The sequence below is a fragment of the Streptomyces sp. NPDC056527 genome (genome assembly GCF_042794475.1).
GTDB lineage: Bacteria > Actinomycetota > Actinomycetes > Streptomycetales > Streptomycetaceae > Streptomyces.
In genome coordinates this window covers 1-22,548 of sequence record NZ_JBHTTQ010000074.1, presented here as the reverse complement: position 1 = coordinate 22,548, position 22,548 = coordinate 1, and the positions used below count along the sequence as shown (strand labels likewise).

At 72.4% G+C, this 22,548-nt stretch carries 20 protein-coding genes; 12 read left to right on the top strand and 8 right to left on the bottom strand.

What is annotated here, in order from left to right; all coding sequences use genetic code 11:
* Window position 1 precedes the first annotated feature (1 nt).
* Window positions 2-361, bottom strand: a complete 360-nt coding sequence (locus ACFQ7Q_RS27560; protein WP_383559708.1) for an STAS domain-containing protein — start codon at window positions 359-361, stop codon at window positions 2-4.
* Window positions 362-470: 109 nt separating this feature from the next.
* Window positions 471-716: a DUF5133 domain-containing protein gene (locus ACFQ7Q_RS27555; protein ID WP_383559706.1), complete on the bottom strand. Its 246-nt coding sequence runs from the start codon at window positions 714-716 to the stop codon at window positions 471-473.
* 137 nt (window positions 717-853) lie between these two features.
* Here ACFQ7Q_RS27555 and ACFQ7Q_RS27550 point away from each other — a divergent pair, with 137 nt between their 5' ends.
* Entirely contained in the window at window positions 854-1,891 is a 1,038-nt protein-coding gene (locus ACFQ7Q_RS27550; protein ID WP_383559704.1) for an NAD-dependent epimerase/dehydratase family protein, read from the top strand.
* Window positions 1,892-2,002: 111 nt separating this feature from the next.
* Window positions 2,003-2,461 (top strand): hypothetical protein, encoded by a 459-nt coding sequence (locus tag ACFQ7Q_RS27545; RefSeq protein ID WP_383559702.1) that lies wholly within the window; start codon window positions 2,003-2,005, stop codon window positions 2,459-2,461.
* 24 nt (window positions 2,462-2,485) lie between these two features.
* Here the strand turns inward: ACFQ7Q_RS27545 and ACFQ7Q_RS27540 are convergent, their stop codons facing one another.
* A complete protein-coding gene (locus ACFQ7Q_RS27540) occupies window positions 2,486-3,331 on the bottom strand; it encodes a glutathione S-transferase C-terminal domain-containing protein (protein ID WP_383559701.1) in 846 nt (281 codons plus the stop codon).
* A gap of 410 nt (window positions 3,332-3,741) precedes the next feature.
* Between ACFQ7Q_RS27540 and ACFQ7Q_RS27535 the strand changes: the two genes are divergently transcribed.
* From ACFQ7Q_RS27535 to ACFQ7Q_RS27520, 4 genes are all read left to right on the top strand, one after another.
* Window positions 3,742-4,200, top strand: a complete 459-nt coding sequence (locus ACFQ7Q_RS27535; protein WP_383559699.1) for an RrF2 family transcriptional regulator — start codon at window positions 3,742-3,744, stop codon at window positions 4,198-4,200.
* A gap of 148 nt (window positions 4,201-4,348) precedes the next feature.
* A complete protein-coding gene (locus ACFQ7Q_RS27530) occupies window positions 4,349-5,608 on the top strand; it encodes an acyl-CoA dehydrogenase (RefSeq protein WP_383559697.1) in 1,260 nt (419 codons plus the stop codon).
* Between the two features lie 333 nt (window positions 5,609-5,941).
* Complete coding sequence (locus tag ACFQ7Q_RS27525) at window positions 5,942-6,823, top strand: universal stress protein (RefSeq protein WP_383559696.1); 882 nt, start codon at window positions 5,942-5,944, stop codon at window positions 6,821-6,823.
* Window positions 6,824-6,950: 127 nt separating this feature from the next.
* Window positions 6,951-7,823: a CAP domain-containing protein gene (locus ACFQ7Q_RS27520; protein ID WP_383559694.1), complete on the top strand. Its 873-nt coding sequence runs from the start codon at window positions 6,951-6,953 to the stop codon at window positions 7,821-7,823.
* A gap of 29 nt (window positions 7,824-7,852) precedes the next feature.
* Here the strand turns inward: ACFQ7Q_RS27520 and ACFQ7Q_RS27515 are convergent, their stop codons facing one another.
* The 5 genes from ACFQ7Q_RS27515 to ACFQ7Q_RS27495 all read right to left on the bottom strand — a co-directional run bounded on the left by ACFQ7Q_RS27515 (window position 7,853) and on the right by ACFQ7Q_RS27495 (window position 15,351).
* Window positions 7,853-9,553, bottom strand: coding sequence for a sigma-70 family RNA polymerase sigma factor (locus ACFQ7Q_RS27515; RefSeq protein ID WP_383559692.1), 1,701 nt, complete (start codon window positions 9,551-9,553; stop codon window positions 7,853-7,855).
* A gap of 88 nt (window positions 9,554-9,641) precedes the next feature.
* Window positions 9,642-9,932, bottom strand: coding sequence for a hypothetical protein (locus ACFQ7Q_RS27510; protein ID WP_383559690.1), 291 nt, complete (start codon window positions 9,930-9,932; stop codon window positions 9,642-9,644).
* Between the two features lie 133 nt (window positions 9,933-10,065).
* Window positions 10,066-12,285, bottom strand: coding sequence for an NADP-dependent isocitrate dehydrogenase (locus ACFQ7Q_RS27505; RefSeq protein ID WP_383559688.1), 2,220 nt, complete (start codon window positions 12,283-12,285; stop codon window positions 10,066-10,068).
* A gap of 45 nt (window positions 12,286-12,330) precedes the next feature.
* Window positions 12,331-13,377 carry a phosphatase PAP2 family protein gene (locus tag ACFQ7Q_RS27500; protein WP_383559686.1) on the bottom strand — a complete coding sequence of 349 codons (1,047 nt, stop codon included), beginning with the start codon at window positions 13,375-13,377 and terminating at the stop codon, window positions 12,331-12,333.
* A 150-nt stretch (window positions 13,378-13,527) separates the two neighbouring features.
* A complete protein-coding gene (locus ACFQ7Q_RS27495; protein WP_383559684.1) occupies window positions 13,528-15,351 on the bottom strand; it encodes a glycoside hydrolase family 15 protein in 1,824 nt (607 codons plus the stop codon).
* A 111-nt stretch (window positions 15,352-15,462) separates the two neighbouring features.
* Between ACFQ7Q_RS27495 and ACFQ7Q_RS27490 the strand changes: the two genes are divergently transcribed.
* From ACFQ7Q_RS27490 to ACFQ7Q_RS27465, 6 genes are all read left to right on the top strand, one after another.
* Complete coding sequence (locus ACFQ7Q_RS27490; RefSeq protein WP_383559682.1) at window positions 15,463-16,272, top strand: glycosyltransferase; 810 nt, start codon at window positions 15,463-15,465, stop codon at window positions 16,270-16,272.
* 489 nt (window positions 16,273-16,761) lie between these two features.
* Window positions 16,762-18,138: a hypothetical protein gene (locus ACFQ7Q_RS27485; RefSeq protein ID WP_383559680.1), complete on the top strand. Its 1,377-nt coding sequence runs from the start codon at window positions 16,762-16,764 to the stop codon at window positions 18,136-18,138.
* The gene (locus ACFQ7Q_RS27480; protein ID WP_383559678.1) at window positions 18,135-19,952 is read left to right on the top strand and encodes a glycosyltransferase; all 1,818 of its coding nucleotides are present in this window, start codon (window positions 18,135-18,137) and stop codon (window positions 19,950-19,952) included. Before ACFQ7Q_RS27485 ends, ACFQ7Q_RS27480 begins: the two co-directional genes overlap by 4 nt.
* Before the next feature lie 112 nt (window positions 19,953-20,064).
* Window positions 20,065-20,421, top strand: coding sequence for a hypothetical protein (locus tag ACFQ7Q_RS27475; RefSeq protein WP_383559676.1), 357 nt, complete (start codon window positions 20,065-20,067; stop codon window positions 20,419-20,421).
* Window positions 20,418-21,515: a glycosyltransferase family 4 protein gene (locus tag ACFQ7Q_RS27470; protein WP_383559674.1), complete on the top strand. Its 1,098-nt coding sequence runs from the start codon at window positions 20,418-20,420 to the stop codon at window positions 21,513-21,515. Before ACFQ7Q_RS27475 ends, ACFQ7Q_RS27470 begins: the two co-directional genes overlap by 4 nt.
* 237 nt (window positions 21,516-21,752) lie before the next feature.
* Window positions 21,753-22,490, top strand: coding sequence for a glycosyltransferase family 2 protein (locus ACFQ7Q_RS27465; protein WP_383559672.1), 738 nt, complete (start codon window positions 21,753-21,755; stop codon window positions 22,488-22,490).
* Window positions 22,491-22,548 lie beyond the last annotated feature (58 nt).

Here is a 22,548-nt window from a genome sequence, read left to right as displayed (position 1 = left end):
CCTAGCCGTCCGCCCGTCGATCCGTGAGCGCCTCGGCCACGTTCTCGTACACGCGGAAGACGGTCCGCGCTCCCGTGATCTCGAACATCCGGGCCACCGGCGGTCGCAGCCCGGCGAGCTCCAGACGGCCGCCGGCCTCCAGCGCGTGGAGACGGGCCCGCAGCAGTACGTTCAGTCCTGTCGAGTCGCAGAACCGCAGCTGCTCGCAGTCGACCAGGATCCGCACCGCTCCGTTGCGCCCCTCGAGCTCCCCGCGCAGCGCGTCCGCGGTGTCGTGATCGAGCTCCCCCGTGAGGGACAGCACGACGACTCCGGGCTGCGGCCCGGGCGCCGCCGTGACGGTGAACCGCTTCGACGCCATCGGGTCACCCGCCTCCCTCCGCTTCCGTACAGGGGCATCTACCCCACTCATGCCCCGGAACGCTCGTTTTGCCCCACCTGCCCACCCACTCGCTCACTCACCGGCGCACTCACGAGCCGGGCAGCCCTTCGAGCGCCTGCCGGGGTGCCGGACTCAGCTTCCCCACGTACCGCTCGGCCGCGTGGACCGCCTCGCGCGCCGTCCGCTCCCCCATCAGCACACACAGCGTGTAGGCCGTGTCCTCGAAGCGCCTGCGGACCGACAGGTCGCCCGGCCTGGCCAGGACCGCGCGTTCCTGAGCCCGGTAGTGCCGCAGCAGCCGATCGATCGTGTTTCTGTCGGGCAGCAACATCATGTTCCTCCTGGCACACCCCCCTCGCTCCGTTGCTCCATATTCGGGTCACTCCGTCACCCGCGCGACCCAACCGAACACGATCCGTCACGGCGCCTCCCCGGAGTGCGCGCCCGCCGGGGATGGCGGAAGGTCGAAGTATGAAGGCGAGTGAAGGACTGAGGGTCGTCGTCACGGGCGCCACCGGCAATGTCGGGACGAGCCTGCTTCGGGCCCTGGAACGAGAGCCTCGGATCGCCTCCGTCCTCGGACTCGCCCGCCGCAGACCCGCGTTGACTCTGTCGAAGACCGAGTGGGCCGAAGTGGACCTGTCGATGGAGGGGGACGAACCACGGCTCGCGCAGTACATCGCGGACGCCGACGCGGTCGTGCATCTGGCCTGGCGCTTCCACCCGAGCCACGACGTGGCCGAGACATGGCGTTCCAACGTCCTGGGCACGCTGCGGGTCCTCGACGCGGTGGCGGCGGCGCGAGTGCCCGTCCTGGTGCACGCCTCGTCGATCGGGGCCTACTCTCCGGGCCCGGGAAATGCTGCCGCCGTCTCGGAGTCCTGGCCCACGCACGGCTGGCCCGGCGCCGCCTACACCCGCGAGAAGGCGTATCTGGAACGGGTCCTGGACACCTTCGAGCGCGATCACCCGACGACCCGGGTGGTGCGGATGCGACCCTGTTTCCTCTTCAAGGAGGAGTCGGCCAGCGAGCAGCGCCGGATCTTCGCGGGCCGCTACTTCCCCGGCGGCCTGATGCGCCCGGATCTGCTGCCGCTCCTTCCCGAGCTGAAGGGGCTGCGCTTCCAGGCGCTGCACACCGACGACGCGGCCGACGCCTACTGCCGCGCACTGGTACGCGACGTCCGCGGGGCCTTCAACCTGGCGGCGGATCCGGCGATCGACACCGCCGCCCTCGCCTCGCTCCTCGACGCTCGGGCGATCAAGGTCCCGAACGGGGCGGTACGCGGCGTGCTCTCGACGGCCTGGAAGCTGCGCATGGCCCCCGCGTCCCCCGACCTCTTCGACGCCGTGCTGCGTCTGCCGCTGCTCGCCACCGAGCGCGCCCGCCGGGAGCTCGACTGGGAGCCGTCCATGACCCCCGTCGAGGCCTTCGGCACCTTCCTGCGGGGCGTACGCGCGGGTAGCGGCGACGCGACGGCCCCGCTCGCCGGCCGCCGCTTCGGCTGACGGGCGCTCCCGCCCGCGCGGCCCGCCGCATGGCCGGGAGCGATTCGGGTAGCCGCGCTGCGTCCCGCCCCCGGCCCCGCCCACGAGGCCCTTCCCAGAGACGAGCAGACCATGGTTTCCCTCGCCGACCCGGCCGCGGCCGTTCCGCTCCAGGAGGGCCGCACCGTGCGGCTGCTCGGCCTCGCGCTCCGGTTCACCGGCCCGGGCGACATCTCGCTGCCCGTACCCCCGTCAGGGGCGGCGGAGGAGCCGTTCACGGTGAAGGAGGGCGCGGAGTTCCGCGCCGTCGTGCGCTTCCGGGTCGAGGGTCCTTCGGTGTCCGGCCTGAAGGTCGTCGACCAGCGGACCAAGGACGGCACCGAGCTCGGCGGGGCCGATGTGGCGCTCGGGGACTTCCGGCACGGCGGGCCCTACGACCTGGAGCTCCCGCCGGAGCGTGTCCCGAGCGGACCGCGGGCGCGCGGGGTCTACGAGGTGGTCGCCTCGCTGGTGGACGGGGCCGGCCGGGTGCTCGACCGGCGCGACTATCGTTTCGAGGTCAAGAAGGACTGGGAACCGCCCCTCGCCTGACGGTTCCGGGCCCCTGGTCCCGTCTCAGACGCGGTACGCCCGCCAGTCCACGATGCTCATGGCGGCGCCCGCCGCCTCCTGGCCCCGGCAGTGGGCACGATGACGGCTCGCGATGCCGTCGAGGTCGAGGTGGCGCCCGAACACGGGCCGTGCGGCGAGGCGTTGGGCGTACGCCCAGAGCGCGGGATGGTCCGCGACTCGGTCCATGGCGCCGGCGTCCAGATGCCAGCGGTGCACGGTGTCCAGCTGCAGGAGCGTCACCCAGACATGCACGTCGGCGGCGGTGATCTCGTCGCCGAGCACGTACGTCTGCCGCTCCAGCCTCCTTTCGAGCCGACCGAGCGCGGCGAAGAGCACGGCGAGCGGGTCCCGGTGCGCGGCCAGGTCGTCGAGGCCCAGCTCGCCGGCGCGCTGCGCGGCGCGGTTGACGCTGCGCTCGCACAGGTCGCCGATCGCCTCGATCTCGGACTCGCGCCCGGACGGGAGCAGTTCGGGGCCGGTGCCGCGGAACCTCAGCGCCAGGTCGCGCAGGATGTCGGGGACATGGGTGCTCACGATCCGGCCGGTCCAGCCGTCGCTGAGCACGGGGGCGACGGCAGGCCCGGCGTACTGATGGGCACTGGCCTCGTAGAGCGGGCGCAGCGTGGCGTAGCCGCCGCCGGGTGTGTCGGGGGTGGCGGGCAGCAGGGTCAGGGGAAGCGTGTGCTGGAGTCCGAGCAGGCTGTGGGTGACGGCGACGCGCAGACAGCTGGGGCAGGAGAGCGCGAGATGCAGCCGGTAGCGGTGCGGAACGGCGTAGTGACCGCTGCGTACGTCGCAGCCGATCCGGCCACGGAAGACGGGCGTGACGACGGAGGGGATGACGGACATGCTTCTCCCTGAGGGTGCTCGGTGCTGGGTCACGACGGCGCGCCATCGACACGCTCGGAGGCAGCAGAGATACGGGAAGGAGGAGAACGGGGCGCTGCGGAAGGGCCGCAGGCTCAGAGCGCGGAGGGGGCAGCGGCGCCGGTGTGCCCGGGGCGCACACGACTCGCCGCACTGCACACGCGCAGGAGATCGATGTGGCGGCGCGAGGTCAGGGGCAGGGAGCGGGGCAGCCGGACGGTGCGAGCCGCGTCCCTTCCCGCCGTGAGCCCCATGGTTCCCTACCTGTTCGCTCGGATTCCCGTCCTCGAGTGTCGAGGTGGCCACGGCCCACGTCAAGGGTGCGGACCGCTCCGAGACCCGCGCTCGCCGGCGTGCGAACCCGGTCACCGCGGTGGGGAATAATGCGAGGCATGCGCATCTCAGCCAGGGCCGACTACGCGGTGCGTGCCGCACTTCAGCTCGCCGCCGCCCAGGACGCGGGGCCGCTGAAGGCGGAGGCGATCGCGGAGGTCCAGGACATCTCCCACAAGTTCCTCGAGGGGATCCTCGGCGACATGCGCCGTGGAGGTCTGGTGCTGAGCCAGCGAGGAGGGAACGGCGGGTACTGGCTGGCCAGGCCGGCCGACACGATCTCCATCGCGGACGTGATCCGCTGCGTGGACGGCCCGCTGGTGTCGGTTCGCGGCGTGCGCCCTCCGGAGCTGTCGTACACGGGACCGGCCGAGTCGCTGCTCACGCTGTGGATCGCGCTGCGGGCGAATGTGCGCCAGGTGCTGGACGGGGTGTCGCTGGCGGACGTCGCCGCGGCGAAGCTGCCCGCGGAGATCACCGAGCTGGCGGAGGACCCGGAAGCGTGGACCAACCCCTGACCTGCGTCTGATCGGCGGGCACATACGAGCCGGTCTCGATGGGCGAGACCCGGCTGTCCACCATGCGAACGCCCCTTGGGGCCTCCGTCACCCCTCTGCAAGTATCCCTACTATTCCAGTGGGAATACTAGGGATTATGTGAGGTGACGTGAGAACGCCGAAGAAGTCAGCGATACGGCCCACCTCCGGACCGGCCGGTCGCCCGGCCGACGACGAGATCTGGCCCCGTGTCACCCGGGAGCTCGCCGACGACCTCGCGGTCGACGCGCCCGCCAGGGACCGGGCCGGCAAAGCCCCCTTCGACGAAGTGGCAAGGCTCAGGGAAGCCGGACTGCCGGCGCTGCTCACCCCACCGGGGCCGAGCCGCCGCGGAGCCGACTGGCAGGCCGCCTGTGCGGTGATCCGCGAGATCTCGGCGGCGGACAGCTCGATCGGCGAACTCCTCGCCCATCACTACGTGCTGTCCTGGACCGCGCGATTCCTGTCGGGAGGCGCCGCGACTTCGAACGCTCCCGAGACCCTGGAGAACCGCACGACGCAGGAGCGATGGCTGCTCGCCGGCGCCATCGAACCGTCCCGTACCACCGGCCGACCCGAGCCGACCCTCACACCCGTCGACGGTGGTTATGTCCTCGAAGGGCGCCGGTCGTTCGCCTCCGGCGTCACCGTCGCCGACCGGCTGATCGTGGGAGCGCGGTGTACGGGGACGAGCGAGGTCATGGTCGCGCTGGTGGATCCCGCGAACCCCGCGGTGTTCACCGAGTCCGGAACCGACCGGATCGGCCAACGCCTCGCCGGCGCCGGAACCGTGATTTTCGATCAGGTCCTGGTGAACCCCCGGGACATCCTGGGCGCTCTCCCCGGCGACGAGCACGCCGTGGCCCCCTTCACGGCGCTGGCCCCGCTCGCCCTGCGACTGCTCCTGGTCCATGTCGGCCTCGGTATCGCCGAAGGAGCGCTCGCGGAGGCCCGGGACATCAGCCGGGCCACCCAGGCCGCACCACCGCAGATCGACGACTACCCGCTCGGTGACGGGGAGGACCCGTATCTGCTCCTGGCTTACGGGGAGTTGGCCACGGCCGCGCACACCGCCGCGGCGGTCGTCGAGCGAGCGACGGAGGCCCTGGCGCACGGGCTGCTGGCGGAGCGGTCGCTCGGCGTGGAGGAACGGGCCGACATCGCCGTGCTGGTCGCCGCGGCCGAGGCCGTGACCAGTCGATCCGCGGTCCAGATCACCACACGGATACTCGAACTCGTCTCCGGCGCCGCCGGCGGCGGACCTGACTTCGACCGCTTCTGGCGCAACGCCCGTGCCCTCACGGCGAGTTCGTCCGCGTCCCACCGTCTTCGCGACATCGGCGACCACTACCTCAACGGCACCCACCCGCGGCTCACCCTGCGGGCGTGAGCCGCGGATCCCAGGGCGGCGGTTCGCGCACACGACCGCACGACGGCGGCCGACCGTCCTGGCCGGCCTCGCCTCCGTCGCGTCATCGCGGCGTCGCGGGGGGGCCTGCTGTTCAGAGGCAGGCAGGACCGACCGCCGCCCGGTGCGACGGGTCGGACGACCCCAGCGGCCTCCTCGCGATCGGACCCGGTGAGCGGAGGCGGCGGGTCCGGGACCGACGTACCGTCATGGCGGGACGTCCGGCCCTCTCGTCGCGTGGTCGGCGGTCCCACGCTGGACGGGAGAGGGGCCGGTCGACGGGCCGGTCCCGTCACCGAGGGACGGAGTCACCCGATGAGCCGAGAGATCGTCGCAGGAGTGGACGGTTCGCCCGAGAGTCTCGCGGCGGCCGACTGGGCCGCCCGCGAGGCGCGACGCCGGCACCTGCCCCTGCGTCTGGTCCACGCCTGGCGGTGGGAGCCCCTGGACATCCCGCTCGAACAGGACCGGCCGAGCCAGGAACGGACGGCCGACGACGTCCTGCGGAGGGCGGAGTCGACGATCGCCGAGCGGCATCCCGGTCTCCCCCTCACCGCCGAGGTGGTGCAGGACACCCCGGTCGCCGCGCTGCTGAGCACAGAGGAGCGGGCGGAGATGCTGGTCATCGGCTCGCGCGGGTACGGGGCGGTGGCCGGCTTCCTGCTCGGCTCCTACGGTCAGCAGATCATCGCGGGCGCCCACCGGCCGGTGGTGGCGGTGCGTTCGCGGGACGGCGCGGGCGGCGGCGACCCCGAGGGCGGGGTGATCGTCGTGGGTCAGCTCGGCTCGGCGGAGGACAGCGCGCCGGCGCTGGGCTTCGCGTTCGAGACGGCGGCGGCCCGCGGCGCGTCGGTCCGCGCGGTACGGGCGTGGAGCCTGCCGCCGCTCTACGCCTACAGCCCGACCTCCTCGGCGCTGGCTCGCGCCGACGAGGCCGGCGGTCTGGTCCCGTACGAGGAGCAGGCGTTGCGCGAGGCGCTGGCGCCCTGGCGGGAGCGGTTCCCCGAGGTGCGGGTCACCGAGCACGTGGAGATCGGCAGCGCGGGACAGGTACTGCTCGGCTCCTCGGGCGACGCACGGCTCCTGGTGGTCGGGCGGCGGGCACGGCGCAGGGTGATCGGGTCCCGGATCGGTTCGGTCGCCCATGCGGCGCTGCACCTGGCTCCGTGTCCGGTGGTGGTCGTACCGCACGAGTGAGTTGGGGGTACACCGCGTTGACGAGGCGTGTCGACGCGTGGGGGGCCGGAAAGGGTTATGTCCGTCGCCCCGGCGGCTCTCCCTCGTGCCGGACGGCCCGGTGGACTCGGAGAAGAGAGCGGAGCCCATGCAGCACCACGACGAGCACAGCCCCGACGAACGGCGGACGAACGGCGGCGGCAGGCACCGCAGAGGACGGGTGACGGGACGTCGCGCGCGCCGCGCGCCGTCCTTCCGTACCGCCGTGACCGTCGCGGGTACGGCGACGGCCGTCCTCACCGTGGCGGCGGGAGCGTACGTCGCGTCCCTGGGCTCGCCGAAGGGTGCGGGCACCCGCCCGGACACGGTCGCCCTGTCGCAGGTGGCGCCCCTGGCCGAGGGGGCCGTACCGTCGGCCGCCCCTTCGTCCGCGCCCCCGGAACGGACCCCGTCCACCGCACCGCCCGCTCCTCGGGTCTCCTCGTCCTCCTCTCCGTCACCGGCCGCGCCCGCGTCGGCCTCGCCGTCGGCCTCCGCGCCGCCGTCCACACCTGCCGCCCCGGGCCCGACACCGGCGCAGCCCAAGGCCGCGGCGCCCGGCCCGATCGAAGCGGTGGCACCCGTCGTCGGGAAGGTGGTCCAGTACGTCGACCAGATCGTGTCGCTGGCCAACGCCGAGCGCGAGAAGGCGGGTTGTTCACCGCTCCGCTCCGACGGCCGGCTGCGGAGCGCGGCCCAGGCGCATGCGGACGACATGGCGGAACGCGACTACTACGAGCACACCAGCCCCGAGGGGCGGGACGCGGGCGACCGGATCACGGCCGCCGGGTACGCGTGGTCCAGCTGGGCCGAGAACATCCACCGCGGCCCGAAGAGCCCCACGGCGGCGATGGAGGACTGGATGAACAGCGACGGACACCGGCGCAACATCCTCAACTGCTCGTTCAAGGACATCGGTGTCGGGGTGAAGCTGACCTCCAACGGACCTTGGTGGGTACAGAACTTCGGCACCGGCCGCTGACCGGGTCCGCGCCTCGGCGGGGTACGGGTTCAGGAGGCGGGCGAGGCCAGCTTCTGCACCCACACCGTGCCGTCGGGGCCGGACACGGCGGCGACGCCCGTGTGCTTGTAGCGGCAGTTGAGCATGTTCTCCTGGTGCATCGCGCCGTCCATCCAGCCGTCGAAGACGTCGGACGGGTCGGATCCACCGCGTGCCAGGTTCTCGGCCCAGGCGGACCAGGCGTAGCCGGCCGCGGAGATCCGCGCGTCGGCGAACTCGCCCTCGGGGCTGCTGTGCGCGTAGTAGCCACGGCGGACCATGTCCCGGGCGTACTTCCGGGCGGCCTCGGCGAGTCGGGGGTCCTGCCGGAGCGGCGCGCAACCCGCTTCCGCGCGGCGCTGGTTGACCAGTCGGGTCAGCCGCTCCTCGACGGTCGGGGGCGGGGTCGGCCTGGGGGTGGGCGAGGCGGAGGTCGGACGCGGCGTGGGTGCCGCCGTCGACGTCTGTACGGCGCTCGGTGACGGGGGCGGTGCCGCGGCGGGCGTGGCCGGTGCGGGCCGGCGGGCCTCGGGCTCCGACGGCACGAGCAGAATGAGCCCGCCGAGGACGCCGACGGCGACCGCCCCGGCGACGACGGACCGGCGTATGCCCGACCCGCCGCGGCTCGCTGCGTGCGCGGGGCCCGAGGACCCGATGTCGCCGAAGCCACCGCCTCCGTCGCCGGGACCGTCGGCACGGGTGGCTCCCACCCCCGTCTCGCCCCCCGCGTACGACTCCGGTCCGACCGCGTCACCGCCGAGCCCCGGCTCGTGGCCCGGCCAGAGCCCGTCACCACCGGGCACCGCTCCCGGATCCGTCGGCGCTCCCCCGTACGGCGCCGGGTCGGGACCCGGCCCGGTCTGCCCCGCGCCCCAGTCGTGCCCCGCGCCGTCCGGGGAGTGCCCCGCCCAGGCGGCCGCCTCGATATCGGGCCGTGTCGCCGCCCAGGCCAGCAGCGGTGGCACCAGGCCGAGGCCGACCAGGAGCCCCTCGGCGGGGGCCAGGCCCGAGCGGGCGCGGCCGCAGGTGGCGCAGGTCGTCACATGACGGGCTATGCGTTTGCGCCAGATCGGTGCCGGATGCCCGTCCCAGCCGACGGTCACACCGAGCAGTTCCGCGCAGGGGGGCCGGGTGGCGAGGGCACGGACGACGGCCCGGCCGGTCTCCAGCCGCTCCTTCATCCGCTGGACACGGACCGCCGCATGCGCCGGGGGAACGGCCAGGGCGTCGGCGAGCTCCGCACGGCTCAGTTCACCGGCGGCCTCCAGCCACCACAGGGCGAGGAGTTCGCGGTCGCTCTCGTCGAGCCAGCGGGTCGCCTCGGCGACCTCGCGCCGCTGCCCGGAGAGGCCGAGTCGCAGAATGGTGAGGTCGACGAAGTCTCCGCCGGGGTCGGCGAGCTCGGCGGCCCGGTCGAGGCCGGGCACGGGCCCGGTCTGCCGCTCGCGCCAGCGCCGGCGGATCTGGTTCATCGCGATCGCGATGAGCCAGGACCGGAAGCGTTCGGGGTCGCGCAGCCCGGGGAGGCCGTCCAGGGCCCGGAACATCGTCTCCTGCACGACGTCGTCGACGTCGGCGTGGCCGTCGAGCGCGCGGCCGACGATGTTGTAGACGAGCGGAAGGTACGCGCGTATCAGCCGTTCACCGGCGTGGGGGTCTCCGGCCACGGCCGCGTCCACCAGTGCGGCCGTGCCGCGCTCGTCGCTGTGCATCCTGCCTGCTCCCTCGTGCCTGGGTCTGTCCGTCCCCGTGATGAGGAGACCCCTGGGCGCGGGCGGGATAACACTTCGCGCCGATGTTTTATACCGGTGGGTGCGGAAGATACGGCACGGTGGCCGCGTTCCCCGCCCGTACGGCCTCGACCGCGGCCTCGTGGAGGTCGCGGCTCTCCAGCTCGCTGGCGCACGGTACAGGACTGCCCGACATCGTGAACCAGTCGGACGCGCCGCTGTACTGCACGGCAACACGCGCTTCGCCATCTGCCCAGGTGGTGTGCACGGTCAGGTCGCCCGTGACCGCACCGACTTCCTCGGTGAGCACGCCACCGCGCCCGGTGTAGACGCCGGGGGTCGTCCATGATGCCCAGCTCATCCATCCAGGTTCACACCCGGATGCCACATCCGCCACCGACGGGACGAGCCCTGTCCGCGGGACCCCGCGCCACCTACGGGACCGCCCCGGCCGGAGGGACTCCGGCCGGGGCGGAACAGCTGTCGCGCCGGGATCAGGCGAGGGACGCGATGGCCTCGTTGAAGGTGGCGGACGGGCGCATCACGGCCGCGGCCTTGGCCGGGTCGGGCTGGTAGTAGCCGCCGATCTCGGCCGGGGAGCCCTGGACCGCGTTGAGCTCGGAGACGATGGTCTCCTCCTGCTCGGTCAGGGTCTTGGCGAGGCCGGCGAAGGCCTCCGCGAGCTGCGCGTCGTCGGTCTGCTTGGCCAGCTCCTGGGCCCAGTACAGGGCCAGGTAGAAGTGGCTGCCGCGGTTGTCGATACCACCGACGCGACGGGTCGGCGACTTGTCCTCGTTGAGGAAGGTGCCGGTGGCGCGGTCGAGGGTGTCGGCGAGGACCTGGGCGCGGGCGTTGTCCGTGGTGGTCGCCAGGTGCTCGAAGCTGGCGGCCAGGGCGAAGAACTCGCCGAGGGAGTCCCAGCGGAGGTAGTTCTCCTTGACCAGCTGCTGGACGTGCTTCGGGGCGGAGCCGCCGGCGCCCGTCTCGAACAGGCCGCCGCCGGCCATCAGCGGGACGACCGAGAGCATCTTGGCGCTGGTGCCCAGCTCCAGGATCGGGAAGAGGTCGGTCAGGTAGTCACGCAGCACGTTGCCGGTCACCGAGATGGTGTCCTCGCCGCGGCGGATGCGCTCCAGGGAGAACGCGGTGGCGTCGACCGGGGCGAGGATCTTGATCTCCAGGCCCTCGGTGTCGTGCTCGGGCAGGTACTGCTCGACCTTGGCGATCAGCTGGGCGTCGTGCGCGCGGGTCTCGTCCAGCCAGAAGACGGCCGGAGAGCCGGTGGCGCGGGCGCGGGTGACGGCGAGCTTGACCCAGTCCTGGACGGGCAGGTCCTTGGTCTGGCAGGCGCGGAAGATGTCGCCCTCGGCGACCTCCTGCTCCAGGACGACGTTACCGGCGGCGTCGACGAGCCGGACGGTGCCGGCCGCGGCGATCTCGAAGGTCTTGTCGTGGGAGCCGTACTCCTCGGCCTTCTGTGCCATCAGACCGACGTTGGGTACGGAGCCCATGGTCGACGGGTCGAACGCGCCGTGGGCGCGGCAGTCGTCGATGACGGCCTGGTACACACCGGAGTAGCTGCTGTCCGGGAGGACGGCGAGGGTGTCGGCCTCCTGGCCGTCCGGGCCCCACATGTGGCCGGAGGTGCGGATCATGGCCGGCATCGAGGCGTCGACGATGACGTCGGACGGCACGTGCAGGTTGGTGATGCCCTTGTCGGAGTCGACCATGGCGAGGGCCGGGCCCTCGGCGAGCTCGGCGTCGAAGGACGCCTTGATCTCGGCGCCGTTCGGGAGGGCGGCCAGGCCGTTGAGGATCCCGCCGAGGCCGTCGTTCGGGGAGAGGCCGGCGGCGGCGAGCGCCGCGCCGTGGGCCGCGAAGGTCTTCGGGAAGAAGGCGCGGACCACGTGGCCGAAGACGATCGGGTCGGAGACCTTCATCATCGTGGCCTTGAGGTGCACGGAGAACAGGACGTCCTCGGCCTTGGCTCGGGCGATCTGCTCGCCGAGGAAGGTGCGCAGGGCGGCGACGTGCATGACGGAGGCGTCGACGACCTCACCGGCGAGGACGGGGACCGACTCGCGCAGGACGGTGGTGGTGCCGTCGGCGGCGACGTGCTCGATGCGCAGCGTGCCGGCCTCGGAGACGGTCGCGGACTTCTCGGTGGAGCGGAAGTCGTTCTGGCCCATGGTGGCGACGTTGGTCTTCGAGTCCGAGGACCAGGCGCCCATGCGGTGCGGGTGCGTCTTGGCGTAGTTCTTGACCGAGCCGGGGGCGCGGCGGTCGGAGTTGCCCTCGCGCAGGACCGGGTTGACGGCGCTGCCCTTGACCTTGTCGTAGCGGGCGCGGACGTCCTTGTCCTCGTCGGTCTGCGGGTCGTCCGGGTAGTCCGGGAGGGCGTAGCCCTGCGCCTGGAGCTCGGCGATCGCGGCCTTCAGCTGCGGGATGGACGCCGAGACGTTCGGCAGCTTGATGATGTTGGCGCCGGGCGTCTTGGCCAGCGCGCCGAGCTCGGCGAGCGCGTCGTCGATGCGCTGACCCTCGTCGAGACGCTCGGGGAAGCCGGCGATGATGCGTCCCGCCAGGGAGATGTCACGGGTCTCGACATTGACCCCGGCCGTCGAGGCGTAGGCCTGGATCACGGGCAGGAACGAGTACGTCGCCAGGGCGGGCGCCTCGTCAGTGTGGGTGTAGATGATGGTCGAGTCAGTCACCGGGTGTGCTCCGCTCCACGTCTGCGTCTGCGAGATTGCTCGACATCAAGATATCTCGTGATCCGCCTCGGTGGGAAAGGGCCCTGCCTCCTCCGCGGGAACGATGGTGCCTGTGAGGCGGTACGGAGTGGGGATCGCGTCGAGGTCGACATGGCGCAGCAGGGCGAGCAGCACCAGCGTGGCCGCGGCGCTCGCACCGGCGGCGAGACCCTGTCCGGCCTGGTAGGCGACGTGCGGGAGGTTCGGGTCGGTGGCTTCCAGGACGAACATGGAGTCGACGAGCAGGACGATGCCGACGCCGAGCCCGCCGACGGCGGCGATGCCGAGGGGGACGATCACGAAGACGGTGCGCAGCGGGAAGCGGCGCGAGCGCGCGGGGCCCACCTTGCCGCGGCGGGCGAGGAGCGCGACGAGCCCGCAGGCCACGGCGAGGACGAGCAGGTCGGCGCCGATCGTGTCGCTGGGCCGGTGCCATCCGGCGGCCACGGTGTACGCGCCCACGGCCGTCGCCCACAGGGCGCACAGGCCCACGGCGAGGCCGCGCGCCCGGTACGGGACGACGAGGGCGAGGCCGAACATCACGCTCATCGCGACCGTGGTGTGTCCGCTCGGGAAGCTGTTGTGCGTGAGGTACGCGGGCGCATGCGCCAGGTCCGGGCGGGCGAGGACGTAGCCCTTGAGCACCTCGGCCAGGAAGAGGGAGACGCCGACGGTGCCGAGGGCGACGAGTGTGAGCGCGTACCGCCGACGCAGCATCCCGATGACGGTCAGGACCAGCATGGCGACGGCGAGGGAGTAGACCGTGATGTGCTGCAGGGTGCGGTCCGCCGCGTGGGCGGCGGCCAGCGTCTCGTCGGTGAGCCGGCCGGTGAGCACGGCGTTCTCCCAGCGCTGGCCGGTGGCGGTCAGCACGAGACCGGCGTAGACGACCGCGAGCAGCAGGACCGCGGCGAGGCAGGCGCGCTGCATCCTTTTACGTACCCGGGCGCTGAAGGAGTCGGCCGCTTCACCGGCGATGTTGGCGTACCACCAGGTGCCGGTCTCCAGCGACTGCGTTCTGCCGTCGGCACGGAGCCTGTCGTAGGGAGCCATGCTCCGATTCGAACCCGGCGGGGTCCGGTGCGCCTGTTGTGCGCACCCGAACGAATCGCCGAGCGGTCGTGCCGGGCCCGGTGGACCGATGGTCCGCCCCTCGGCCCGCGGTCCTCCCGATCATGATCGAGCCCCCAGATCTCGGCAGGGTCATGCCACGGCGGAGCGCCCCGACGTCGAACGATCGTGTTTGCGCGTTCCGAACAGGGTGAACGCCGTGTTCACCAGAGCGACATGGCTGAGAGCCTGGGGTACGTTGCCCAACTGGCGGCCGGCGTGGGGATCCCATTCCTCGGCGAGCAGCCCGACGTCGTTGCGGATGTCCAGGACCCGCTCGAAGACCGTCCGCGCCTCGGACTGGCGCCCCGTCATCGAGAGGGCGTCCGCGTACCAGAACGTGCAGGCCAGGAAGGCCCCTTCGGCTCCGTCGAGACCGTCCACCTCGTGGACCTCACCGTTGTTCACGTCCGCGTACCGGCGCGTGAAACCGCGGTCGTCGAGGCGGCCCATGGCCCGGACGGTGCTCAGGACGCGTGGGTCGGTCGGGGGGAGGAAGCCGAGCCGGGGTATCAGCAGCGCGGTCGCGTCGATCCGCCGGGCCCCGTAGTACTGCACGAACGACTGCTGCTCGTCGCTCCAGCCGCGGGCGCACACCTCGTCGCGCAGAGCGCGGCGCAGGGCCTGCCAGCGTCGGACGGAGCTGCGCAGACCGGCGACGCGGGCGAGCCGTAGCGCCCGGTCGGCCGCGACCCAGGCCATGATCTTGGAGTGGACGAAGTGGCGGCGCGGGCCGCGCACCTCCCAGATGCCCTCGTCGGGGTCCTTCCAGCGCTTCTCCACGTACTCGAGGAGCGAGGCCATCAGGCTCCAGACGTGCGGGTCGATGGACACTCCGGCGCGGACCGCGGAGTAGATGGTGCCCAACACCTCTCCGTAGATGTCCAGTTGGAACTGATCGACGGCCGCGTTGCCGAAGCGGACCGGGCGGGAGCCCTCGTAGCCGGGCAGCCAGTCGGCGTTCACCTCGGGGAGGTTGCGCTGTCCTGCGACGCCGTAGAGCGGCTGCAGATCCGCAGGATCGCCGGCGACGGCGCGGACGAGCCAGTCCTTCCAGGCGAGCGCCTCGCGGTCGTATCCACTGCGCAACAGACAGGAGAGGGTGAACGTGGAATCCCGGAGCCAACAGAATCGGTAGTCCCAATTCCGTTGCCCTCCTATGCATTCGGGAAGCGATGCGGTGGCCGCGGCGACGACTCCGCCGGTCGGTTCGTAGGTGAGGGCCTTGAGGGTGACGAGTGATCTGATGACCGCTTCGCGATACGGTCCGTCGTAGCGGAGATTCGAGGCCCATTCGTCCCAGTAGGCGAGCGTCCGCTCCAATTCCGCCGTCACGTCGGGCGCGGGGCCCGGTTCGGAATGGGAGGGGCTCCAGCCGAGGGCGAAGGAGACGCGCTGACCTGCCGTCACCGAGAGGTCCAGCGAGGTGCATTCGTCGGTGACGGTGATCTCGGCGCCCGGACCGCAGCGCAGATACGCCGCGTCAGGTCCCGCCACGATGGCGACCGTACGCCGGTCCACCGGGCGCGACCAGGGCACGACGCTGCCGTGGTTGAAGCGCAGCCGCAACTCCCCGTGCACGTCGACCCGTCCCGCCAGCCCCTCGACCAACCGGATGATCTGCGGGGTCCGCTGACGGGGCGGCATGAAGTCCGTGATGCGCACGGCTCCGGAGACGGATTCCCAGACGGATTCCAGTACGAGCGAGTCGTTCTTGTAACTCCGGCGATTACAGGGGAGATTCCCCACCGGCGCGAGACTCCACTGCCCGTGGGACTCGTCACCCAGGATCGCGGCGAAACAGGCGGGTGAGTCGAAGCGCGGCGCACACCACCAGTCGACAGCACCGTCCGTACCGATGAGAGCTGCCGTCTCCAGATCACCGATGAGGGCGTAGTCCTCAATTCGCCCTGCCATGAACGGATTGTAATACCGTGGAGGGAAGGTAGCGCGAACGGAGTTCGATGAATTCCCACTCGCCCGCATAACGAACGGTCCGGACGGGACCGATTCCAGAAAGCCGTACCGATGGGTAAGGGTCCGCATCCGCTGCGCCGGTCGACCGACCATCCGCCGGAGGCCGCCGGCCGCACGGCGAGCGTGGTCGTCCCGGTGCGTCCCGGAGACCGCGACGCCGGCTGGCTGCTCGACCAGATTCCGGCCGCCGTCCGGGAAGTCGTACTGGTGGGAAGCGCGTCCGGCGCCACGGAGATCGACACCGGAGCGGAGACACGAGCGACGGTCCACGGCGCCGTGACCGTGCGCAGGCTGGGGCCGTGGAACTGCGAGGCGGGCGACATCCCCCACGCGGGGCTCCTCGCCGCCACCGGCGAGCACATCGTGCTGATGGGCGCGGACGGCACCATGTCCCCGAAGGAGATCCCGCACTACCTGCACTACCTGGACAGCGGGTACGACTTCGTGAAGGGTTCGCGCTTCATCGCCGGGGGCGACTTCGCCGACTATCCGCTGCTGCGGCGCCTGGGACACAGCGCCCTGCTCCGCGTCGCCAGGCAGTTGTACGGTCAACATCTGACCGACCTGTGGTACGGCTTCTGCGCCTTCCGCCGGGGCTTCGTCGACCTGCTGGAGCTGCGCGAGGGCGGGGTCGAGCTCGGTCCCGAACTGGTCACCCACGCCCTGCACTACGGGCTGCGCATCGCCGAGGTCCCCAGCCTGGAACTGCCCCGCCATCACGGCCCGTCGCATGCCCGCACGGTCCACGACGGCGCGCGCATCCTGGGCCGGCTGCTCGACGAGCGCCCCCACAACGCGCTGCACCGTCTGGCACCGACCCCGCGCCCCGGGAAACACGCAGAACAGGCGCGTGGCGCTTGACGAATCAGATACCGGATGCTAACGGTTGAAGTCAGGCATTTCGCACACTAGGTAGGCCCTCGGCAGGGTCGGTTGCCGGAAGAAGCTCATCGTGACTTCACTCCACCTCAGCCGAACACCGGCGGCACCCGCTCCGCATCCACTGCGACGGGTGACCGACTGGCCCACTGCCGAGTCCCGACGCCGCAGCCCGCGCGTCGCGCGCCGCCGTTCGACCGCCCACCCCGCGCGGCGGGCCTCCGACCGGCTCCTCCCCGCGGTCAGGACGTGCCATGTCGCCGTCCGCAGGCCGCGCACCACGGCCCGGCGGCGTCGTTCCCGTACCGTCCGCGCCCGCTCCGCGCACAACCGAAGCGGCAGCGGCTCACACGGCTCTCCCTCGGAACCCGCCGGACACCCCGGACCCGCGGACGGGCAGGCTGACCTGCTGATCAGGGCCCTGCCCGTGCTGCTGCGCAACGCGCCCGACTTCAGGGGTGGGATCCGGCCATGACGACCGTCGGCCCCGTCGCCATGCGCGCGCCCGTCCTCCACGACGAGGTCACGGCGGCGCTGGGGGCACGCCGGCTCGCTACCGCGGTGGTCGCCGGTCTCGCGCTCGGAGCGCTGAGCCTGCTGGTGACCCTCTCGCAGGCGGTGAACGACCACGCGGCGCCGCGTCCGCTGCTCGTCGGGGTGCTCGGTTACGTGCCCGGCCTGACGGCCGGCTGGGTCGCCGGCGGCGTGCCGGGGATGGCGATCGGCGGGGTGTGCGGGACGGTGGTCGCTCTGGGCGTCCTGCTCATCCGCGAGGCGGGCCGTCATGGGTCCGCCGAGCACGCCGATGCGCCGAGCGCCGCCGTGCTCCGTTCCCTCCGCCGCGGCGGCGCCCTCGCCCCCGGCGGGAACGGGCAGGGCCGGACCGTGGCGGACGGGACAGGGCCGGACGAGACGGACCCCGGCTGGGACACCGGCCAGAACCCCGAACGAGCCCTCCGCCTGCTCGTCGACGCCGTCTGGCGGGGCGACGTCCGGCCGGCGTCCGACGAAGAGCTTCGGGCCGCGCTCGCCGTCGCCCGGACCAACCGGGTCGAGGGCCGGCTCGCGCGGGCCTACCCCCGTCAACTGGCAACGACGCTCGACGCGGTGAGCGAGGCCACCCACCGCTTCCGGCGCAACCTCGTCGAGTCGACGGACCGGCTGGGCGCGGCTGACATCCCCACGGTGCTCATCAAGACCGACCCGTCCGAGGATCTCGCGCACGGAGACATCGACCTGGTCGTCCCCACGGACCGCTGGAAGGCCGCCCAGGAGGCGCTCAGGGGCTGGTACGTGGAGCGGTCGACGCACTGGCTGGAGCGGTCCACCTCGGTTCTCCTCGAGCCGCCCGACGGCCCCTCGGCCCAGCTGCACACCTCGGTGGCCTGGCACGGTGTCGCGGTCATGGCGACGGACCGGCTCTTCGCCCACGCCGTCCCCGACCACGACGGCCGTGCCTGGCTCGTTCCCTGCCCAGCCGACCGGCTCAGGATCCGGCTGGCCCACGGGCTGTTCCGGAACCAGTCGCTCGACCTGTCCGAACTCCTCGCGCTGCGCGAGCTGCTGGCTCCCGACGTCGTGGCCGAGGCGCGCGCCCAGATCGCCCGGGAGGGCTGGTCCGCCGGTGGAGACCGGGCCCTGGACCTCGCGACCGAGGCGATGGCCGCGCTCGGACGGGGCGAACTCGTACGGCTCCCCCTGCCGCTGCCCGTCACGACGTCGCTGCGCACCGGCGTGGAGCACGCCGGCCATCTGCTGACCCACGGGCGGGCCTCCGCGGCGGCCCGCGAGGTCGCTCTGCGGGTGCCGCTCGCCGTCCACGAGCGACTGCGGAGGCGCACCCCATGAACGCGGCGCGGCCTCTCCTGATCGCGGTGTCCGGCCCCGACGGCGCGAGCAGGTCCTCGCTGGTCCGGCGCCTGGCCGGGCTGCTGCGGCAGCGCGGCTTCGCGGTGACCACGCTCGACTGCCACGGCTGCTTCCTGTGCCGTGGGTTCGACTCTCCTCCACGGGTGAGGGATGCGGAGGAGACGGCACGGCGCCCTGACGATCCCACGCGCCGGGGATCGCGGGCGCGCCGTGCCCACGCCCTGATCCACGCCGGGGACACGTCCGTACGGACCCGCGCCACGCGTCGGGCGCTGTCGGCACGCTCTCCGGGCCGTCCGGCCGTCGTCCTGACGGACGGCGGGCCGCTGGACGGGCTGGTCGCGTTCGGCTTCCCGCCTGGGCAACGGGCCTCGGAGCGCTTCGCCCGGCTCGTCCGCCGCCACGATCTGACCCTGCTCGTGGAGACCGCGCCGACGGCGGCGCGGGAACGCGGCCGGGAGTTCGCGGCCGGCTCGCCGGCCGTCCGGTGGGCGTGTTACCGCGCCTGGGCCTCGCGCCTGCCCCGGGTGGTACGGCTCGACGGCGAGCGTGCGCCGTCGCGGGTCTCGGCCGAGGCGCTGGAGCGGGTGCTCGACACCGTACGGACACGACGTCTTCCGGACAGCGGGGAGGACATGGGCCCGGCACGGCGGAAGCGGATCGTCGTCTCGATCTACGACGACGCGGGCAAAACCGACAACCGGGGCGATGGCGCCCTGGTGGTCGAGAAGGTCGCCCGGCGACTGTCGGACGACTTCGATGTGACGGTGGTGACGGCCGGCAGACGCGGTGTCTCACTGCGCCGTGACGGCATCCGGTACGTCTCCCTCCCGGTCCGCTGGGCCGGTCCGCGCGCCGGGCAGGTGCTCTTCCTGACGCTGCTCCCCTTCCTGGCCCGCAGACTTCCCCACGACGCCTGGCTGGAGAACTTCACACCCCCGTTCTCGACGAGCTTCCTGCCGCTGTTCTCCCGCGCGCCGGTCGTCGGGATCGATCAGGGCCGCAGCGCCGAGGCGCTGTGGCGCCGCTACCACATCCCGTTCTTCCTGGTGGAGCGGCTCGGGCTGCGCTGCTACCGGCACATCGTGGTGATGAACGAGGCGGACGCCTCCGCCGTCCGGAGGCTCAGCCCCCGGGCGGACGTCCAGGTCATCGCCAACGGAGTCGAGCAGCGGCAGATCGACGACGCCCGGATCGGAGCGGGCGACTACATCCTCTTCCTGGGGCGGATCGACACCTGGGCCAAGGGGCTCGACCTGCTCCTGGAGGCGTACCGGCGGAGCCGTCCGCCTCTGCCCCTGCTGCTGGTGGGCAGTGGTACGCAGGCGGAGGAACGCAAGCTGGCGGCGCTGCTCGCCGCGCACCCGAGCAGCGTCCGCTGGGTGGGGTTCGCCGGGGAAGCACGCAAGCGGGACCTCCTGCGGAACTGTGCCTTCCTGGTCATGCCGTCGCGCCACGAGACCTTCGGCCTGGTGGCCCTCGAAGGCATGTCGTACGGGAAGCCGATCCTCCACTTCGATCTGCCCGCGCTGCGGTGGATGCGCGACGGAGGCGATGTCGCCGTGCCGCCGTTCGACGCCGTCGCGCTGGGCGACCGGATGCGGATGCTGGCCTCCGACGAGCGGGCGCGGCGCGCGCTCGGGCGGCAGGCCGGTCAGGCGGCACAGCACTACACATGGGACGAGATGACGGGCCGGTACCTGGCTCTGACGCGTCGTCTGGTGGACGGTTCCGTCCGCGGGCGGCGGCCGAGGAAGGACAGGAGGGGCGAGCCATGGCCGACGACCAACTGACCACCGCGACCGCGTCGGGCCACCAGTCGGTCGTCCCGTCGCCGCGCCCGGACGAGGGTCTGCTGTCGTGCGGGGTGCTGCCGGGGGCCCGTCAGCGAGTCCCGTCACCGCCATGTTCTTCCTCACCGAGGCGGCGCCGGTCGGGCCCGAACAGGGTCGCGCCCGTGCGCGCCGTCCCGTGCCGACGGCGGCTCCGGCCGCCCTGGCCGCGGCTCTCACCATGACCGTATTCGTACAGCTCCGGTCCTCTGCGACCGAGCGCCTCCCGCAGGGCACCGCCATCGCGACGCGCGGCGGCGCCGGCCGGGGCGTGTCCTCCTGCCCGCCGACGGACCGGTACCGGCTGCCGGACGAGCAGGGCGAACTGCCGTTCGCCTTCGAGGGGGATACACACAGGCCGCTCCCCCTGTACGGGATCCCACTGCCGACCGGAACGGATCCGGCAGCCGACTCCGGACGTGGGTCATGACCGTCAGCACGCGACCGCCGCGTGTCCTGCTCCTGACCGGCAGCCCGCTGGACGGTGTGGACGGCTCGGACGTGGCGCTGGCCAGGGACGTCCTGGGAGCCCTGCCCGACATGGACTTCCTCTGGTTCTGCCAGTGGCCCGGGCGGCACGGCCGCCCTCCGCCGCCCGTCGGCGGTGCGATCCGCCTCTGGTCCCCGGACGGCTCGCCGCATGTTCCGGTCCGTATGCAGGCCGCGCTCGCCGGGGCCGTCGCGGCGCGGCGCGCCGATCTGGTGCATGCGTTCGTGTCGATCGGACGCGCCTTCCCCGCCTACTCCTGGCTACGCCCCCTGATGCTGGGAGCGCGGCCGGTCGTCCATACCGTGCCCGGTGTGATGGAGGCGCGGCTGCTCGCGAGGACCCGGCCGCTGGGGACGACGGTCGCGCTGTCGGAGTCGATGGCCCGGCGGCTGCGCGCCGCGAACTTCGGCGACGTCCGGGTCATCCCGCCCATGATCCGGCTGAGCGAGTGGCCCTTCCTGCCGCGCCCCGAGGGTGTGCCGACCGTCCTCTTCGCCGGCCATCTCGATCCACAGGGCGGCGCGTTGATCGCCGTCGAGGCCGCGGGGGAGGCGGCGCGGTCCGGGGCGATGTTCCGCCTGGTCCTGGCCATGCGCGGGCGGCCGGGGCAGAACACGGACGCGCTACGGGAGGAGCTGAGGGAGCGGGCCGGGGCCGAGGGTCTGACCGATGTGGAGGTGAAGGGCTATGTCGACGACATGCGTTCCCTGCTGGCCTCGGCGCACGTCCTGCTCTTCCCGCCGCCGGTGATCGGCGGCAAGGCGGACATCCCCTTCACGGTCCTGCAGGCGCTGGCCACCGGCCGGCCGGCCATCCTCAGCGACCTTCCGCAGTTCGCCGACTTCGGGGACGCGGTTCTGCGGGCTCCCGCCGGTGACGCCCGCAGGACCGGGCAGCAGCTCGCCTGGCTGCTCGAACAGCCCCGGGTCTGGGACATGCTCGCGGAGCGCGGCCGGGCGACCGTGGAGGAGTCCTTCGGGCCCGAGCGGTTCGCCGCCCAGTACGGCGCCCTCTACCGGGAGTTGCTGACCTGAGGCCGGATGGCGCCGTCGGCCGGGTGACGGCGCCGCCGGCCTCGATGGCGCGTACGGACGTGTCCGCAGCCCCGTGGAACCCCTTCGATGCCGCTGCTCTTGACGCCGGACACGAGACGGAGCAAAGTGTACATATACGTCGTAAACGGACGATGCTGGTCTACAGCGGATACTTCCCAGAACCCGCAAAGGGTGTTCCACACGGAGTGACCTGCGATGAGTGGTCTGTCGGTTGTCATGCCCGCATACAACGAGGCGTCCAATCTGCCCTCGGTGATCGCCGCGGTTCCCGTGGCGGATCTGGCCGAAGCGGGCTGGGACACGGAATTGGTCGTGGTGGACAACGCGTCCACCGACGGTACGGGGGAAGTCGCCCGCTCGCTCGGGGCCCGTGTGGTCCCCCAGCCGAAGCGGGGTTACGGCAACGCCTACCACGCGGGGTTCGCGGCGGCCCGGGGGGACGTGATCGCCACCGGTGACGCCGACTGCACGTACCCGTTCGACGCACTGCCGGGGCTGCTGAAGGTCCTGGAGGCCCTGGACGTGGAGTTCTTGACGACGGATCGGCTCGTCCCCGGCAACCGCGACGCGATGCACCCGACGCACTCCATGGGCAACCACGCGCTGAGCATGGTGAGCCGCCTGCTGTTCCACAACGGACTGCACGACTCGCAGTCGGGCATGTGGGTCTTCCGGCGGTACGTCTGGCAGAGCCTCGACGTCCGGTCGACGGGCATGGCGTTCTCCCAGGAGATCAAGAACGCGGCGACGCTCGCGGGGTGCCGTTGCCTGGAGGTCCCGATCGCGTACCGCGTTCGCGGGGGTGAGGTGAAGCTGCACGCTCTGCACGACGGCACGGCCAACCTCTGCCAGCTCTTCGCGCACCGGTTCCGCCGCAGGAGCGCGCCCGCCACCCTCCCCTCACGAGGTCCGTCCCAAGCCTCCGAGGCCCTCACCGGCCGCAGTACGGCCTGAACGCCGGGCCTGGGGAGGATCACTGCCGCGAGACTCCGGCATCGACGTGCCGGAGTCT